This is a genomic window from Shewanella sp. WXL01 (assembly GCF_012263345.1).
Lineage (GTDB): Bacteria > Pseudomonadota > Gammaproteobacteria > Enterobacterales > Shewanellaceae > Shewanella > Shewanella maritima.
Window position 1 is genome coordinate 30,885 of sequence record NZ_JAAIKQ010000016.1, and the last position, 17,121, is coordinate 48,005.

Genomic DNA, 17,121 nt, shown 5'->3' on the forward strand with positions numbered 1-17,121 from the left:
TTTTTGTATGCAAAAACCTAAAAAGCAAAAAGGTCACAGCTATTAACGCTGTGACCTTCTCGCTTATATCGTCTAGCTATCCTCTAAACGACAATTTGGTGATTAATAACCTTTCTTTAGCTTTTTACTTTCACCTTGTATCGTGCGATACATCTTGCCTAATGCTTTATCTTTAGCGCGGCGCTCTGCCAAACTCGCTGCGTTCAATGCTTGCTCACGGGAAAGTTTTAAATAGTTAGTTAAGCGCCTTAGCTCCAATTCGCCTGATTCTATCGCTTGTGTGACCGCACATCCTGGCTCACCTTGATGGCTACAATCACTGAAGCGGCAATGCTGAGCCAAAGCCTCGATATCGGCAAAAGTCGTTGCTATACCCGACTCCACATCAGAAAGCTGTAGCTCACGCATGCCTGGTGTGTCCAGCAACAAACCACCAGCAGCCATCACATGTAATGAGCGCGATGTGGTGGTATGGCGGCCTTTACTGTCGTCTTCACGAATGCTGCCAGTTTGCAGGGTTTCTTCACCTTGCAAACTGTTGAGTAAAGTTGACTTACCCACACCCGATGAGCCCATCACAGCTAAGGTTTGCCCAGTTTTACAGTAGATAGCTAGCGCACTGACACTAGATTGGTCCAACGCATTAACGCAAACAACATCTAGTAAAGGGTCAAGCGCTTGTACTTGCGACTGATAACTATAAATATCATCACAGAGATCTGCTTTAGTAAGCACCACAACCGGCCTTGCTCCAGTTTGGTTTATCAGCGCCAAATAGCGCTCTAAGCGGCTTAAACTAAAGTCATGGTTAAGTGACATCACCACCAGCACGGTATCTAAGTTTGCGGCAATGAGTTGCTTGGCAAGCTTTGAACCCGGTGCTTTACGACTAAACTCAGTGGCACGCTCAAGTAATCGCACGAAACCATCATCGTTAATTAGCAGCCAGTCACCAACACAAATGCTGGGCATGTTTGGTGTCACTTGAATTGACCGGGCACCTTGTTCTGTAAGCAGTTGTAATTGGCTACGATGCTGCTCGCTCACGCGTGCAACAGAGCAAGACTCAAGTTCTGCTAAAGATAATTGTTGTTGAAAATATGGTCGCCAACCTAATTCGGCAAGCGAGTATGAAGTTAACATGGTAGATCTACCCCTACGCGATGCTCAGCACCTGCGTATAACAAAATTCAGTTTGGGGCATAATGTGCCCCGGTGACAGCACCGGGTATTGCAGGAATTAAGCGCTTATCGCTCCAACAACACCGGCGTAGTGGATGACAATCATCAAAAATCCTCGCTCAGTGATTAATGGCGGCATACTAACAGCTCATATTCTACATGGCTAATGTAGCTGTATAAAATGTCGACGTAACTCACGCAAATCTTACCTTGTCAGCTGCACATACCTCACTAATGCTCATAGCCAAACATTCATTACCACTCCTCGTAACCACATCATCAGGTTGCATATGCAACAATATACTAACTAATTGAACATTATCACTCATTCCATTACAGCAACAGAACACTAAAAACACACCAATTCAAACTATTAGCGTTTTTTTGGCTCATTAAACCGTCTAGCGTTCCGCTTTGCGACTAATTGGATAAAATAGCGCCGATCTGACAAGTTGGACTGATTTTTACCTTCTCATTGCCTCAGAGTTGCTCAAGCCGTTGTCGGCCGACTATGTTTAATTTACTAAAAGGGTTTCCAATGAAGTACTCACTCAAAAAGCAGCAGGGTATGGTGCTGTTTTTCGCTTTAATAATTTTAGTACTGATGACAATTATTGGCGTCACGCTAGCCAGTAACTCTAGCCAATCACTGCGCATGGCTGGCGCCAGCTCTGAACGCGTAGGCGCTAAATCTGCTGCTATTGGTGCACAAACCCTTGTGCTTAAGAATCACCAAGGCGAATCCATGGCAAGCATTAAAACGCCAATCGACATTGAAGATGAGAAATTTAGAGTGAGCTCTAAAATCGAGCCTATGACTTTGGTGGATGTGAGCTGCCAGCGCAGTAGTAAAGCCTATTCAGTTGATTTGGTTAATTGCCGCCGCGCAGAAGTGACTAGCACTGCTAAATTTGGTCGTAATGACAATGGCAGGCTCACTGTAGTGAGTGGAGTTGAGCAGGAAGTTTTCACTGGGAGTGAGTCATGATCGCACGCTTAATCTACTGCGCGCGAGTTGCCTGCAGCGCTATCAGCTTCTTTAGCCTAGGTGTTGTGAGTCTGGCTTTTACTAGCCTTACTTTTACAGGCTTTGCTGTGGCTGATGACACCGAACTTTATGTAACAGAGTCGAGCATTCGTTTGAACGAACGCCCGCAAGTACTGGTTATCTTTGATACCTCTGGCTCAATGGAGTACGTCGGCACTATTGGCCGCCGTAATTTTGGTAAAGTGGTATTCAAAGCGGATGAGCTTTACGATCAGCAAAAAGAAAATCTCAGTGACAGCACTACCTTGTATTACAGCAATGATGTTGAAACTATTCCTACCTTAAACAGCGCCCAGAAAATTCAATATCGTTTTAACGGCTGCGGCCAATCAAAAGATTATTTAAAGCGCTATGGTATGTTCACAGGCTACCTGCGCCACTATAACAGTCAAACTCGCACCTGGTCAGAGCTACCAACTGGTGATGGCAGCAGCATTGACACCCTAGACTGCTACGAAGACATAGCCGAGAAAAACCCAGTTAACGCCCATGGCGCCATTAGCAACAAACGCTATACGAATGGCTTTCCGGTAGATGGTTTTGACAAACCTTACCTTACGCCTGCCAGTAAAAAACCAAGTGACATTGACGATGTAATTGCTAAGTCAATGAACACCGAATTTGGAATCGGCAAACCAGTCACGCTTTATACCCAAAAGTACATCCAGTGGTATCACTCAAAACGTAAAACTCGTGACTATACCCGTATGGATGTCGCTCGTCGCGTCATTGAAAACACCATTATTAACACCCCAGGTGTTGAGTTTGGCTTGGCCATTTTCAACAAAAACGACACCAACCGTGGTCGCAACACCAACACAGGTGGACGTGTGATCCACGGCATTAAACCTTTTACAGATCAAAACAAAAGGTCGCTGCTCGACAAGGTGCAAAACCTGCACGGTGTATACCGTAACTACACTCCTTTGTGCGACACCATGTATGAGGCTTACAGTTACTTTAGTGGCAGCGAAGTGCACTTTGGTAAAAACCCTGTTCGCCCTTATCCACAGCCTCGCCCATGGGGACGTGAAGCCGACACTGGCGACATTAACAGCCCGCGTGACACTAGCGTAGAGAAAGGCGGCAAGTATGTCTCGCCATTCATAGGCAAAGTTTGCCAGCCAAACGCCTCTATTGTGTACATCACCGACGGTTACCCAACTCGTGATGAATACTCACGTGCGCGTATCGCCAAACTCGTGGGTAAACACATAGGTAAAAACCGCGGTCTGCCAGAGCTTGCTAAATGGATGTATGAGAATGACGTTAATCCATCGATGCAAACCAAGCAAAACATCACCACCTACACCATTGGCTTTAGTCGTGATGCTGACAAAGCCCGTGGCTTGTTAATGGAAACCGCGAAAAATGGCGGCGGCTCATATTTTTCAGCTAACAGTGCCGAAGCGCTGCAAAAAGCACTGCAAAAGGTATTTGCCGAAGTCAGCAATAAACCGGCAACCTTTAGCTCGCCTGCGGTATCTGCAGGTCGAATTGACACCAACAATGGTGCCTTTTACTCGATGTTCTTGCCATCAAAAGGCCCGCGCTGGTCAGGCAATATCAAAAAACTGCAAGTGAATAACAAAGGCAAGGTAACTGATGCCCGCGGTAAACCTGCACTAGATGATAGTGGTTTACTCAAAGACTCAGCCTGCAGCTTGTGGACTAAAAACTGCGCCAGCATGCCAAGTGGTGGTGATGGCAGCGACGTAAAGCTTGGCGGCATCGCCCAACACTTACAGAGCAACTACAATCGCAAACTGTATAGCGACCTAGGCGCACGAGGTGAAATTCAGCCTTTAACACAGAGTAATGCGCGGCGCTCACTTGGCGGCGAAAAGCAACTAGCCAATTTCATGCGGGTTGATAAAACTAAGGTCAATAAGCTATTTAAGTGGATCCAGGGTTACGACGTTAATGATGACAATAACGACAACAACACCAATGATTTGCGTAAAGACATTATGGGCGACTCACTGCACTCTATGCCTATAGTGATTAACTATGGCAGCGCTGAGAGACCCGATACCCGCATTGTAGTGGGCACTAACCATGGTCTGATGCACATGTTTAAAGACAATGGCACTTCTGTGTCTGAATCTTGGGCTTATATGCCCAAAGAACTGCTGCCTAACGTGCGTGAGCTAACCAATAACCCTAACTCAGGTGTGCACTCAGTATATGGGCTAGACAGCTCACCGGTTGCGCACATTAAACGCAACGCTGCTGGCAAAGTCACTACAGCCTGGTTGTTCTTTGGTATGCGCCGTGGCGGCAATGCATATTACGCACTAGATATTACCAACCCAGATGCACCTAAATTTAAATGGCGAGTTTCGCCGCACACAGCTGGATTTGAAGGCCTGGGGCAAACCTGGTCAACTCCTGTGATCACCCATATTCCGGGTTATCCCAAAAACAGTGCCAGCATAGCAACTGCAAAACCTGTGATGATTGTTGGTGGCGGTTATTCTCCGGCAACAAAAGACAGCGCAGCAGTGGGGATTAGCGACACCATAGGTCGCAGTGTTTACATTATTGATGCCGACAAAGGCAATCTGGTACATACCTTTAGCAATGAGCATGGCCGAGGTAAAACGCAGCTGCTAGGCATCGCTGACTCTATCCCTAACAAGGTTGCTGTGCTTGATAGTAACAATGATGGGCTAACCGATCGTATCTATGCTACGGATACTGGCGCCAATATTTGGCGTATGGACTTACCAAGTCCTGATGCCAACGGCCGTGAAGCGCCATGGACAGGATTTAAGCTTGCCAGTCTTGGTGGTAAAACTCAGTTTAGCGACCGCCGCTTTTTCTCAGAGCCTGCTGTCGCACAAACCATGGTCGCCACAGCGCAGCAAGTGAATAAAAACGGTAAGACATTTAAAACGACCCAGAACATCCCATACGATGCCATTGTGATCGGCAGCGGCCACCGCCCTCACCCACTCGACAAGACACGTGACGATAAGTTCTTCGTGGTGCAAGACCGTAACGTCAATACCAAGTCATTTAATGGCAGAGCACATAAAGTACCTGAACCATTGTTGCTCGGCGACTTATACAATGCCACTAAAGCTGCGCCAGCGTCTGAAACTGACTACTTCCGCTTTGCCAATAAGCGTGGCTGGTACTACAGCCTACCGCGCACTGGCGAGAAGAGCTTATCTGCAGCCGTCGTGGCGAAAGGTCGAGTGTTCTTTACCACTTATGTGCCAGGCGACTATACCGACCAAGAACAGTGTATGACCACAGGTAAAGGCTACCTGTATGGGTTTGATTTACACCATGGCAGACGCGCCTATAAGAGCGAGTCTTATGAAACGGGTGAAGGCATTCCCGACACGCCAAAAATCGTGGTACCAAAAGGTGGCAACAGCATGTACTTAATTGGTATTGGTCTTGCCGCTGAGCGTATGCAAAAAGCCGATGATTTTGATGATGGCTGCGCCGAGGGCGACGAAAGCTGTATTGGCAGTGGCCTTAATATGAACCGCATTTACTTCCACTCAGCGAACTAGCCATTAGCGATAATGCTGAATGCTAGCAGTCGTCATAACAAAAAACCGAAGCTCAAGGGCTTCGGTTTTTTATTCATTGAACTTTTTACGCATGGAACTTTCGCATAGCCAACTCTCGTATAGTCAATAGTACTAACTTACAGATCTAACACCAACACCTTGGAATTACGCTGGAAGTTATATAATTGCTTTTTCTTAGCGGGTAATTGCTCCACATCCACAATATTAAAGCCATGTTCTAAAAACCAATGAATGCTACGAGTAGTCAAAGCAAATAAGCGCTCGTACCCACGCAGCCTTGCCTGAGCGATAATATTGTTGAGCAGCACACTGCCTCTATCAGCATCACGATACTCTGGGTGCACCACTAGACAAGCAAACTCACCAGCATTGTCTTCCTCAAACGGATATAGCGCTGCGCAGCCGATCACCAGGTTATCGCGTTCAATCAACATAAACTGCTCTATTTCCATCTCAAGCTGCTCACGAGAGCGGCGCACCAGAATTCCCTGCTGCTCAAGTGGGCGAATAAGGTTAAGCACGCCGCCAATATCACTAATTGTGGCTCTACGGAGCTGCTCAGCGCTTTCTGTGACGATTTGCGTACCAATGCCTTCACGTGAGAATAACTCTTGTAGCAAGGCGCCATCATCCAAGTAACTGACCAGGTGACAACGCGGCACGCCGCGACGACAGGCATCAATACTGGCTTTAACAAAGGCGTCACTGCAAGTACAGGCAGCTTGTTGCTCACTGCGACTATCAAGCCAGGCTTGTGCCTCATTAGGCATCATCTCGGCTATCACTCGTTCTTGCGCGTCAATTAAGCCACTAGTTTGGCTAAAGCCAATCATCTTGTCGGCTTTGAGTTTCACGGCAACCTGAGTCGCGACTTCTTCAGCGGTAAGGTTGAAGCTCTCACCGGTAACCGAAGCTGCAATCGGCCCCATTAACACTATGTCATTATCGTTAAGCTGGCGGCGGATCCCTTGCGTATCAATCCGCCTAACCTTACCGGTAAGACAATAGTCAACACCATCATCAATACCCAACGGCTGAGCAATGATAAAATTACCGCTTACAACGTTAATTTGAGAGCCTTGCATCGGCGTGTTACCTAAACTCATCGATAAACGTGCGGTGATATCAAACTGTGCCTCACCAGCGACCTGCTTAATCGTCTTTAAGCTCTCATCGTCGGTAATACGTATCGCATTATGATAGTGCGGCTCAATCCCAGCGCGCATTAGCCCTTCATCGATTTGCGGACGCGCACCGTAAACCAGTACGATTTTAATTCCGACCGAATGCAACATGGCGACATCATTCAATATCGCTTTAAAGTGACCATTAGCTATCGCCTCACCGCCTAACATGATGACAAATGTTTTGCCCCTATGTGCATTCACATAAGGGGCTGAATGACGAAAGCTGTCGACCAGCTCAGTGGTTCTCAATTTATTTACCCTTAGCCGCATAAGCTGAATAGATACCTAGTTAAAACGCATAATATTGCATTTATATTTATTTGAAAAGAATTTTTATCTAACTAAGGATTATTATTACAGTAGACTATTAAGATATAATTACGGGATAGGTAGAGGTTAAAAAACACTAAAACCCAAGTAAATATTGACGTTGATAGGATATTAACTGCAACTAACTAAGCCTGTAATTCGAGATAGCTAAGTCAAACCAAGATTGAATAATAATTCAATTACAACAACTATTTTTGCCAAGAATGAGTCGTCAGCGGTGCACTCGGCTCAGTGCCAGCGGCTTAATGAAGATAAGAGCCCTGCATTGAGTGAAACTTGAAAGCCCGACTGGCGGATACTAATCCAGAGCAGAGTTTCACTGCATGTCAAATTTTGGGCAAAAAAAAGCCTCCATGAAGGAGGCTTTTAAAAGAGTAAAATCAATTACTTGATTTTAGCTTCTTTGTACATAACGTGCTTACGAACAACTGGATCAAATTTCTTGATTTCCATTTTTTCTGGCATGTTACGCTTGTTCTTTTCAGTCGTGTAGAAATGACCAGTGTTAGCGCTAGATACTAACTTGATCTTCTCGCGGTTACCTTTAGATTTAGCCATTTTCTATTATACCTTTTCGCCACGTGCACGAAGTTCTTTAACTACAACTTCAATGCCTTTCTTGTCGATGATACGAATACCTTTAGTAGAAACGCGTAGTTGAACAAAACGCTTTTCTTCTTCTAACCAAAAACGGTGGTTTTGTAGGTTAGGTAAAAAACGACGACGAGTCGCGTTTTTAGCGTGCGAACGGTTGTTACCAACCATTGGCTTCTTGCCAGTTACTTGGCATACTCTTGACATGTCAATCTTCTCCAAAACAATTTTTTAACGCTCGAGCATTAATGTACCTCGTATGGCCGTCGCCCGAGGCACAAAGAGGGCGCATTTTATACACGATATGTCGTGTAAGATCAAGCAATCTTTATTAAATCCATCCACGCTCAGCGAACGAGACTATCTGTAGATCCCCTACAACCATATGATCTAGTAGAGAAACATCGATAGTTTCCAATGCATTTTTTATCCGCCTAGTTATTCGCCGATCAGCTTCACTAGGCTCTGCAATGCCTGACGGGTGGTTATGGCACACAATCACAGCTGCTGCGTTTTTTTCCAGCACAAGCGCAACTATATCGCGAGGATATACCGACGCGCAGTTTATGGTGCCACGGAATAGTTCTACAAATTGAATGACTCTATGTTGGCTATCCAACAATAATAAAGCGAACACTTCATAGGATCGGTCTGCTAATTGTCTCATTAAATAGTCCCGAGTTAAATCAGGATTTGTCAAAATTTGCCCTTTTTGCAAACTTTCTTTGGCAATCCGCCTAGCAATCTCTGCTGTAGCTTGCAACTGAGCATATTTTACCGGCCCAACCCCAGCAATTTGACATACTTGTGGCTGAGACGCCGAGAATAGCTTTCTTAAGCCGCCAAAGTGATTAAGCATGTTGCGTGACACATCTATCGCATTATGCCCAACCAGACCGCTACGCAGAATCACAGCTAGTAGCTCGGCATCACTGAGCATTTGCGCGCCTTGTGATAGCAATTTATCTCGCGGCCCTTCTCCATCTGGCCATTGTTTTATGGTCAAAGTCTTTTCCATATCGATTAGTCCATTAATCTGCTGTGATTGATTATTTACGCTTTTATCTCAATGAGGATTTAAGCTTGCGTAAACACGAGATTGGTTATGTAGTATGGTCGATATTTTTGAAAACGGATCTCGCTCCAATTTAGCCGCTTATGGTAAGGTAGCGGCATCATCCAAGCTGGACATGTAACATGCTGACAAACAAAAAAGTGTTATTAGGAATTGGTGGCGGTATTGCCGCGTTTAAAAGCGCCGATCTTATTCGTCGCTTAAAAGAACGCGGCGCAGAAGTGCGCGTAATGGTAACCCAAAGCGCCATGGAATTTATCACCCCGCTAACCTTGCAAGCTTTGTCAGGCAATCCTGTTTCAAGCGATTTATTAGACCCTACAGCAGAAGCCTCTATGGGACACATTGAACTCGCACGTTGGGCTGATGCTGTCGTTATTGCACCAGCTACAGCCAACTTGATCGCGCGCATCAATGCCGGCATGGCAGATGAACTACTTACCACAGCAGTGCTAGCAACAAGCGCGCCCGTGATTATTTGCCCAGCCATGAATCAGCAGATGTACCAAAACATCGCCACTCAGGAAAACCTTGCCAACATTGCCCGTAAAGGCTTAACCATTTGGGGGCCAGATTCAGGCTCGCAAGCTTGTGGTGAGGTTGGCCCGGGGCGCATGTTAGAGCCAACCGACATTGCTGAGCGATTAGTGAAGTATTTTGAGCCTAATGCACAAGAAAAGCCGCTTGCAGGCAAAAAGCTAATGTTAACAGCTGGCCCTACGCGTGAAGCGATTGACCCGGTGCGTTATATCTCTAATCACAGCTCAGGCAAAATGGGCTTTGCTCTAGCGACTGCCGCTGCTGAAATGGGCGCGGAAGTCACCCTAGTCTCAGGCCCTGTTAATCTAACCACGCCTGAAAATGTTACCCGTATTAACGTAGAATCAGCTCAGCAAATGTTAGATGCGGTGATGGCTGATGTTGAAAGCCAAGATATATTCATTGGCTGCGCCGCAGTCGCGGACTATCGCATCGCTCAAGTTGCTAATGAAAAAATTAAAAAAGATGCAGATGAGATGCAGCTTGCGCTGACTAAGAATCCTGATATCTTAGCCACCGTCGCCAGCCACAAGCAACGACCATTTACCGTGGGCTTTGCTGCTGAGACCAGTAACGTAGAAGAGTACGCAACAGGTAAATTGCAGCGTAAAAAGCTGGATATGATTGCCGCCAATGATGTGTCACAACAAGGGTTAGGTTTTAACTCAGACAGCAATGCGCTGCAGGTGTTTTGGCAACAAGGTAATCAAACGCTACCTGCTACAGATAAGCTAACACTGGCAAAGCAACTGTTAGAGTTAATCGTCGAGCGATATCAACAAAAATAACAAAGTAGATTGGCGTAACGCATTGGACTTGTTACGCCAGCTCTTAAGGTTTGAGACAACCCCAAGCCTGTCTACCCGAGTAAACAAGTTTTACCGCCCAGAATAAGCAATGCTGCGAAATAATCGTGCATGCTTAAGCAGTTCTGAGCCCAAGGAAATAACAATGGCGTCTAGCCCAAAAATAAACCGTCGCGAACATATTTTACAGTGCCTTGCACAAATGCTGGAAACCAGTCCAGGTCAGCGTATTACCACAGCTAAACTTGCCGCAGAAGTTGGCGTGTCAGAAGCTGCGCTTTATCGCCACTTCCCAAGTAAAGCACGCATGTTTGAAGGCTTAATTGAATTCATTGAAGATGCGTTGCTTTCACGTCTCAACATCATCATGAATGAAGAAAAAGACACCATGATGCGTTGCCGTCAGGTATTACAGTTGCTACTGGTATTCTCAGAGCGAAATCCAGGCATTTCACGTATTTTAAATGGTGACGCCCTGCTTGGTGAAAATGAGCGTCTGCGTAGCCGTGTAAATAGCGTATTCGCCAAAATTGAAACTCAGCTGAAGCAAATTTTACGTGAGAAAACCCTTCGTGAAGGACAAGGTTTTAACCTAGATGAAGCCATTCTAGCTAACCTGCTTTTAAGCTTTGCAGAGGGCAGGATAGCGCAATATATTCGCAGTGAGTTTACTCAAAAGCCAACGCAGCACTTCGACCAGCAATGGCAGTTTATTGAGCAGCAACTACTTAGAAGTTAACTGCTTATTTGTCTCATATTCCAATATCACCTGATACAAAAATGCACTATTTACGGTGCATTTTTTGTTTCCTTTCTCCTTATAAAATAATAACATTTAACAAAACAACACAAAAAGTAACAGCAATAGCTACAACATAAACAAGGACGTACATGAAAAATATCTTGCTACTTGCAGCAAGCACAATGCTTGCGTGCACCTCTTTTTCTGCTCTCTCAGTTTCACTATCAAAAGCTGAACTGTTCACCAAAGGCGCAGAGTATTCCAATGTAAAAATCTCTCCTGATGGAGACTATTTGAGCGCTCTAACTACTCACGATGGTAAGAAGACACTTATCTTTCTAAAAACGGATACGAAAAAGCTAATCAATGCTGTTAGATTTCCTGGTAACTCTGAGGTAGGAGGTTATGAATGGGTAAATGGAGAGCGTGTCGTTTTACAGAAGATGTACAAGAAAGGTTGGTCGGAGCAACCTTTGTATTATGGTGAACTTATGGCAGTTAATGCCGATGGTTCACAACCTAAATACTTATTTGGCTACCAAGGTGGGGGGCAAACTGGCTCTCATATCAAAAAAAATACGGCAATTAGAGCAACGGCCTACATATTAGACCCTTTGCCGGATGATGACAGGCATATGTTAGTCCATGCCATCCCTTGGGCAGCAACTTCGGAACCACTTCATAAAGTTTTCAGAGTTGATATCTATCGCGGTAAGCGTAAAAAAGTCGTCACAGCACCAATTCCCCATAGCCAATTCCTCACTAATAACTCTGGAGAAGTTAAGTTTGTCGCGGGCGTAGACAAAAACAATGAAAACAAACTTTTCTACCGGGAGAATAGTGAATGGGTAAATAGCGATGAACTAAACCTCGGACTAAACGATTTTTATCCAATCGCATTTGCAGATGATGCAAATACCATTTATGCCGCTGGAAGCACCAACTCGGAGCCAAACAGTATTTATGAAATAAACCTAAAAACAGGCAAAAAAAACAAGATTGTTCATGATGAAAAAGTTGATCCAAGTAAGTTTTGGATTAACCAACAAACTAAACAGCTTTATGCTGTTGAGTTTGAAGATGGATATCCGAGTTATGCCTTCGTCGATAAAGCAGATAAACACAGTACTCTGCTCAAACAACTGTTAGCTTCATTGCCTGGAAACCAAATTCATATTGTAAGTGAAACTCGAGATTCTAAAATATTTGTAGTCAAAGCATTTAATGACCGCAACCCAGGAGATTACTACTTATTTAACTCAGAAAAAATGAGTTTAGAGTACTTAGCATCTGAGAGGAAATGGCTTGACCCAGAATTAATGGCAGAAATGAAGCCAATCAACTTTACCAATCGTGATGGCATTAACATTAGTGGTTTCCTCACATTGCCACACGGCAAAGAAGCTAAAAATCTGCCGCTAATCGTAAACCCTCACGGCGGCCCACATGGAGTCAGAGATTGGTGGGGGTTTGATGAACAAAACCAATTACTCGCTCAAGCAGGGTTTGCTGTTCTGCAAGTTAATTTCCGAGGCTCGGGCGGTTACGGTAGTGCCTTTGAAGATGCTGGCAAGCGAAGATGGGGAACAGACACGCAACATGACATTATTGACGCGACCAAATACGTTATTAACGAAGGTATCGCCAACAAAGATAAGGTATGTATCGTTGGGGGTAGTTTTGGTGGATACAGCGCTCTACAAAGTTCTATTATCGAACCAGATATGTACAAGTGTGCAGTTGGCTTTGCGGGCGTTTACGACCTAGAGCTAATGTTTGAAGAAGGTGACGTTGCCGATAGACGCTCTGGCATGAGCTACCTTAAAGAAGTGCTAGGAGAAGACAAAGCTGTTTTACACGCCATGTCGCCGACTAAACATGTCAACAAGCTCAAAGCCAAATTAATGCTAGTACACGGAGAGGACGATGAGCGCGCACCTATCGAGCAACTAGAAGCCCTAGAAGAGTCATTAAAAGCTGCTGACTATCCTTACAAGAAGCTTGTTATGGATAATGAAGGTCATGGTTTTTATAACGACAAACACCGTGCAAAGTACTACCATGAAATGATCAGCTTTATTAAAGATAGCCTAGCCCTTTAACTTTAAGCATTTTCAAATCATAAAGCCGATACTTGACTAACAAGGTCGGCTTTTTTGTTTCAATAATATTAATTTGCTTCAATTCGCGGTATGATCGCCGCCCGCAACGAATTAAGACAACGCTGAACCACATGGCTGGCACCAGCGTACAATATTAAAATATAAGTTTGCACCTGGAGAATTTTATGGCACTTAGCGAAGCCGCATTAACAGTACAAGCCGCACTCAAAGAGCATGGTTTAGAAACCCCGATGCTGCCAACGACTATGCCTAAAGACGAGCGCAAAGCGCAAATCGAACATCATATGACGAAGATTTTGCAATTGATGTCGCTCGACTTAACAGATGACAGCCTGGCTGAAACCCCCAAGCGCATCGCAAAAATGTACATTGAGGAAATCTTCTCTGGCTTAGACTACGAGAATTTTCCTAAAATCACAGTCATTGAAAACAAAATGGGCGTGGATGAAATGATCCGCGTGCAAGACATCAGTCTAACCAGCACCTGTGAGCATCACTTAGTTACGATTGATGGTTTAGCAACGGTTGCATACTTACCTAAAACCAAGATTATCGGCCTGTCAAAGATAAATCGCATCGTACGCTTTTTTGCTCAACGCCCACAAGTGCAAGAACGCCTAACTCAACAGGTATTAGTTGCACTTCAAACACTTCTTGATACCGAAGACGTCGCAGTAAAAATGGATGCAGTGCACTACTGCGTTAAATCTCGTGGCGTGATGGACTCAACAAGCTCGACAACCACTACTGCGTTAGGTGGTGTTTTTAAATCAAACCCAGCAACCCGCGCTGAGTTTTTGCAGCAAAGTAAATAGCCCAAACTCTGCTTAACGAACCTAAGTTCGGGATGACCAATATCCCTAGAGCTAATAACAAAACGCCTCGCTATCTAGCGATAACGAGGCGTTTTAATTGTTGTAGTCACAATGACAACTAATCAGTTATTACTCGATGCCATACTGCTCGCGATACGCACTTACTGAAGCGAGTTCAGCCTCCATTCCTGGCTTTTCAGAAAGATAGCTAATTAGGTCGGCCAGCTTAACAATGGAGACAATCTCACAACCAAAATCACGTTCTACTTCCTGAATTGCAGAAAGCTCACCTTTACCTTTCTCTTGGCGATCCAAGGCGATAAGCACACCCGCTAGTTTGGCATCATTAGCGTTAATAATTTCCATTGATTCGCGAATCGCGGTACCAGCGGTGATAACATCATCAACCAGCATCACTTTGCCCTCAAGCGAACTACCGACTAGGTTGCCACCTTCGCCGTGAGTTTTCGCTTCTTTTCGGTTAAAGCAATAAGGCACATCACGGTCGTGATGATCACATAAAGCGACTGCGGTCGTTGTGGCAATCGGAATACCTTTATAAGCAGGGCCAAACAGTAAATCGAACTCGATACCAGAATCCGCCAACGCTGCTGCATAAAAGCGACCTAAACGCGCTAAATCCTTACCCGTGTTGAACAAACCCGCATTGAAAAAATAAGGGCTTGTACGGCCAGATTTCAGGGTGAACTCACCAAAACGTAATACTTGGCGCTCTAGAGCAAATTCAATAAACTCGCGTTGATAGGCTTTCACTTTATATCCTCAATAATCAATCTTAAAAAAGGGACCACTAAGGGTCCCTGATTTGTTGGCAATTTTAGCTCAATGCTGCTTTTTGAACATCGACAATTTCACGAATACTGTTTTTAGACAGGGCAAGTAGCTCCAATAGCTCTTCGTGGCTAAATGGTTCACCTTCTGCAGTACCTTGGATCTCGATAATCTTACCGGTCTCAGTCATCACCACATTCATATCTGTTTCAGCAGCGCTATCCTCTACATATTCAAGGTCGCTAATTGCCTCACCTTCATAAATGCCAACACTCACTGCAGCAATCAGGAACTTCAGCGGGTTAGTTTTGATAATACCTTTACCGCGCGCCCAATTAAGCGCATCAACCAAAGCAACACATGCACCGGTAATCGCTGCTGTACGGGTCCCACCGTCAGCCTGGATCACGTCACAATCAATTACAATGGTATTTTCGCCTAGTGACTTCATATCAACCGCCGCGCGCAATGAACGGCCAATCAGGCGTTGAATTTCTTGTGTACGACCAGACTGTTTACCACGGGCCGCTTCACGGTCCATACGACTGTGTGTCGAGCGTGGTAGCATGCCGTATTCGGCTGTCACCCAACCTTGCCCCTGACCTTTTAGGAAGCGTGGTACGCCTTCAGTAAAACTCGCAGTACACAGAACTTTAGTGTCACCAAACTCTACTAATACAGAACCTTCAGCATGAGCAGTAAAGTTGCGAGTAATAGTAATAGGGCGAGTTTGAGCGGGAGTACGATTGCTAGGGCGCATTGGCATTTCCTGTAGGTGAATTGCAAACAAAATAGAGGGGCTATTATAGAGTGTGAACGCCGTATATGCCATGCAAATACAAACCTTTAATCCCATAGCATTAAGCGGCTATAATCTACAGCACATTCGATAATACACATGGGACTTTTCATGATCCAAAGCATGACCGCCTACGCTCGTATCGAGCACAAAGCACAATGGGGCACAGCCTCTTGGGAAATTCGTTCTGTAAACCAGCGTTTTCTTGAAACCTACTTACGTTTGCCTGAGCAATTTCGTAGCTTTGAGCCGGTATTAAGGGATCGACTAAGAAAACGTCTTAACCGAGGTAAAGTTGAAGTCAACCTGCGTTATGAAATCGCAGACGATAACAGCAAAGAGCTGCAACTCAATAAAGAACTGGCTAAACAACTTCTTGAAGCTGCTACTTGGTTAAAACAACAAGCCAATCAAGGCGAATTAAATCTAACAGATGTACTGAAGTGGCCAGGCGTATTAGCAAGCGCAGAGCAGGACATGGACGCCATTGGCGCCGACCTCCTCAAAGCATTTGATAACGCTGTAGATCAGTTTATTGAAGCGCGCGGTCGTGAAGGCTCAGCCATTGAGCAAATGCTTAGTACGCGCCTAGATGGCATCATGGAGCAAGTCGCTATTGTCCGTGAGCACATGCCAACGGTAATGCAATATCAACGTGAAAAGCTAACCAACCGCCTTGCAGAAGTAAAAGGTGAACTAGATCCAGCCCGTATCGAGCAAGAAATGGTACTACTTGCACAAAAGCAAGACGTTGCCGAAGAAATGGATCGTTTAGAAGCACACGTAACTGAAACACGTCGTATTCTGAGTAAAGGCGGTGCACAAGGCCGTAGACTTGATTTCATGATGCAAGAGTTCAACCGTGAATCGAACACGCTAGCATCGAAATCTATAAGCTCAGAAGTAACAGCCGCAGCGGTAGAAATGAAAGTGCTTATTGAACAAATGAGAGAGCAAATTCAAAACGCTGAATAGCTCTGAAACCCAATTATTTAAATGTGAAAATGCCTGCTCTAATGCAGGCATTTTTGTTTTTACAACCGAGTATTTGACAATACTAAAGACGCAAAGAGTGTCAGCAGAAAAGCGCAAGAACGGATATTTAGGTAAGCATTCATATCTACATTAAGTGAATAAGTCACCTAACCTCAATAACATTGATATGGGGAAGACAGCAGAGTTTACATTGCCCCAAACGCAAAAAAGCCACCTAAACTAGGTGGCTTCTTCACTACTCTCTATTCGAGAAATTAGGCGTCTGGAAATGACCAGATTCGAATAAATTCTCCGCGTTCAACACCACCATAAAGCTTCGCTTTATAAGCGGCGATGTTTCACCCTACTATCACATGGTAATGATGCATGCTGCGCATGCCCTGTTTGTTCCCCATGTTCGAATAGCTTTTCAAAAGCTGAACATACAAAAAAGCCCCAACACGTCGTGCTGGGGCTATTTCGTATATTAGGCGTCTGGAAATGACCTACTCTCACATGGGGAAACCCCACACTACCATCGGCGCGATTGCGTTTCACTGCT

General features: G+C 45.0%; 14 protein-coding genes. 7 read left to right on the forward strand and 7 right to left on the reverse strand.

Annotated features, from left to right (window positions below):
- Positions 1-102: 102 nt before the first annotated feature.
- Positions 103-1,143: a ribosome small subunit-dependent GTPase A gene (gene rsgA / locus G3R49_RS19625; RefSeq protein ID WP_130600409.1), complete on the reverse strand. Its 1,041-nt coding sequence runs from the start codon at positions 1,141-1,143 to the stop codon at positions 103-105.
- A 577-nt stretch (positions 1,144-1,720) separates the two neighbouring features.
- Between rsgA and G3R49_RS19630 the strand changes: the two genes are divergently transcribed.
- Both G3R49_RS19630 and G3R49_RS19635 read left to right on the forward strand, forming a co-directional pair.
- Complete coding sequence (locus G3R49_RS19630) at positions 1,721-2,170, forward strand: PilX N-terminal domain-containing pilus assembly protein (protein WP_167870790.1); 450 nt, start codon at positions 1,721-1,723, stop codon at positions 2,168-2,170.
- Entirely contained in the window at positions 2,167-5,760 is a 3,594-nt protein-coding gene (locus G3R49_RS19635; RefSeq protein WP_167870791.1) for a pilus assembly protein, read from the forward strand. The genes G3R49_RS19630 and G3R49_RS19635 overlap by 4 nt, the downstream gene beginning before the upstream one ends.
- 137 nt (positions 5,761-5,897) lie before the next feature.
- Here G3R49_RS19635 and argA read toward each other — a convergent pair whose 3' ends face one another.
- From argA to radC, 4 genes are all read right to left on the reverse strand, one after another.
- Positions 5,898-7,217: an amino-acid N-acetyltransferase gene (gene argA / locus G3R49_RS19640; RefSeq protein WP_167870792.1), complete on the reverse strand. Its 1,320-nt coding sequence runs from the start codon at positions 7,215-7,217 to the stop codon at positions 5,898-5,900.
- Between the two features lie 465 nt (positions 7,218-7,682).
- Positions 7,683-7,856 (reverse strand): 50S ribosomal protein L33, encoded by a 174-nt coding sequence (rpmG, locus tag G3R49_RS19645; protein WP_130600403.1) that lies wholly within the window; start codon positions 7,854-7,856, stop codon positions 7,683-7,685.
- A gap of 6 nt (positions 7,857-7,862) precedes the next feature.
- Positions 7,863-8,099, reverse strand: a complete 237-nt coding sequence (gene rpmB, locus G3R49_RS19650) for a 50S ribosomal protein L28 (RefSeq protein ID WP_130600401.1) — start codon at positions 8,097-8,099, stop codon at positions 7,863-7,865.
- 124 nt (positions 8,100-8,223) lie between these two features.
- Complete coding sequence (gene radC / locus G3R49_RS19655) at positions 8,224-8,898, reverse strand: DNA repair protein RadC (RefSeq protein WP_167870799.1); 675 nt, start codon at positions 8,896-8,898, stop codon at positions 8,224-8,226.
- Positions 8,899-9,089: 191 nt separating this feature from the next.
- Here radC and coaBC point away from each other — a divergent pair, with 191 nt between their 5' ends.
- The 4 genes from coaBC to folE all read left to right on the forward strand — a co-directional run bounded on the left by coaBC (position 9,090) and on the right by folE (position 13,993).
- A complete protein-coding gene (coaBC, locus tag G3R49_RS19660) occupies positions 9,090-10,295 on the forward strand; it encodes a bifunctional phosphopantothenoylcysteine decarboxylase/phosphopantothenate--cysteine ligase CoaBC (protein ID WP_167870793.1) in 1,206 nt (401 codons plus the stop codon).
- A 163-nt stretch (positions 10,296-10,458) separates the two neighbouring features.
- Positions 10,459-11,052 (forward strand): nucleoid occlusion factor SlmA, encoded by a 594-nt coding sequence (gene slmA, locus G3R49_RS19665; protein WP_130600397.1) that lies wholly within the window; start codon positions 10,459-10,461, stop codon positions 11,050-11,052.
- A gap of 152 nt (positions 11,053-11,204) precedes the next feature.
- Positions 11,205-13,157 (forward strand): S9 family peptidase, encoded by a 1,953-nt coding sequence (locus G3R49_RS19670; protein ID WP_167870794.1) that lies wholly within the window; start codon positions 11,205-11,207, stop codon positions 13,155-13,157.
- 185 nt (positions 13,158-13,342) lie between these two features.
- Complete coding sequence (gene folE / locus G3R49_RS19675) at positions 13,343-13,993, forward strand: GTP cyclohydrolase I FolE (protein WP_130600393.1); 651 nt, start codon at positions 13,343-13,345, stop codon at positions 13,991-13,993.
- A 129-nt stretch (positions 13,994-14,122) separates the two neighbouring features.
- Here folE and pyrE read toward each other — a convergent pair whose 3' ends face one another.
- Together pyrE and rph are read right to left on the reverse strand one after the other, a co-directional pair.
- Complete coding sequence (pyrE, locus tag G3R49_RS19680; protein WP_167870795.1) at positions 14,123-14,767, reverse strand: orotate phosphoribosyltransferase; 645 nt, start codon at positions 14,765-14,767, stop codon at positions 14,123-14,125.
- Positions 14,768-14,831: 64 nt separating this feature from the next.
- Positions 14,832-15,545 carry a ribonuclease PH gene (gene rph / locus G3R49_RS19685; RefSeq protein ID WP_130600389.1) on the reverse strand — a complete coding sequence of 238 codons (714 nt, stop codon included), beginning with the start codon at positions 15,543-15,545 and terminating at the stop codon, positions 14,832-14,834.
- 150 nt (positions 15,546-15,695) lie between these two features.
- On the opposite strand from rph, the gene G3R49_RS19690 reads away from it, so the two are divergent.
- Positions 15,696-16,559: a YicC/YloC family endoribonuclease gene (locus G3R49_RS19690; RefSeq protein ID WP_167870796.1), complete on the forward strand. Its 864-nt coding sequence runs from the start codon at positions 15,696-15,698 to the stop codon at positions 16,557-16,559.
- The last annotated feature ends 562 nt before the right edge of the window (positions 16,560-17,121 follow it).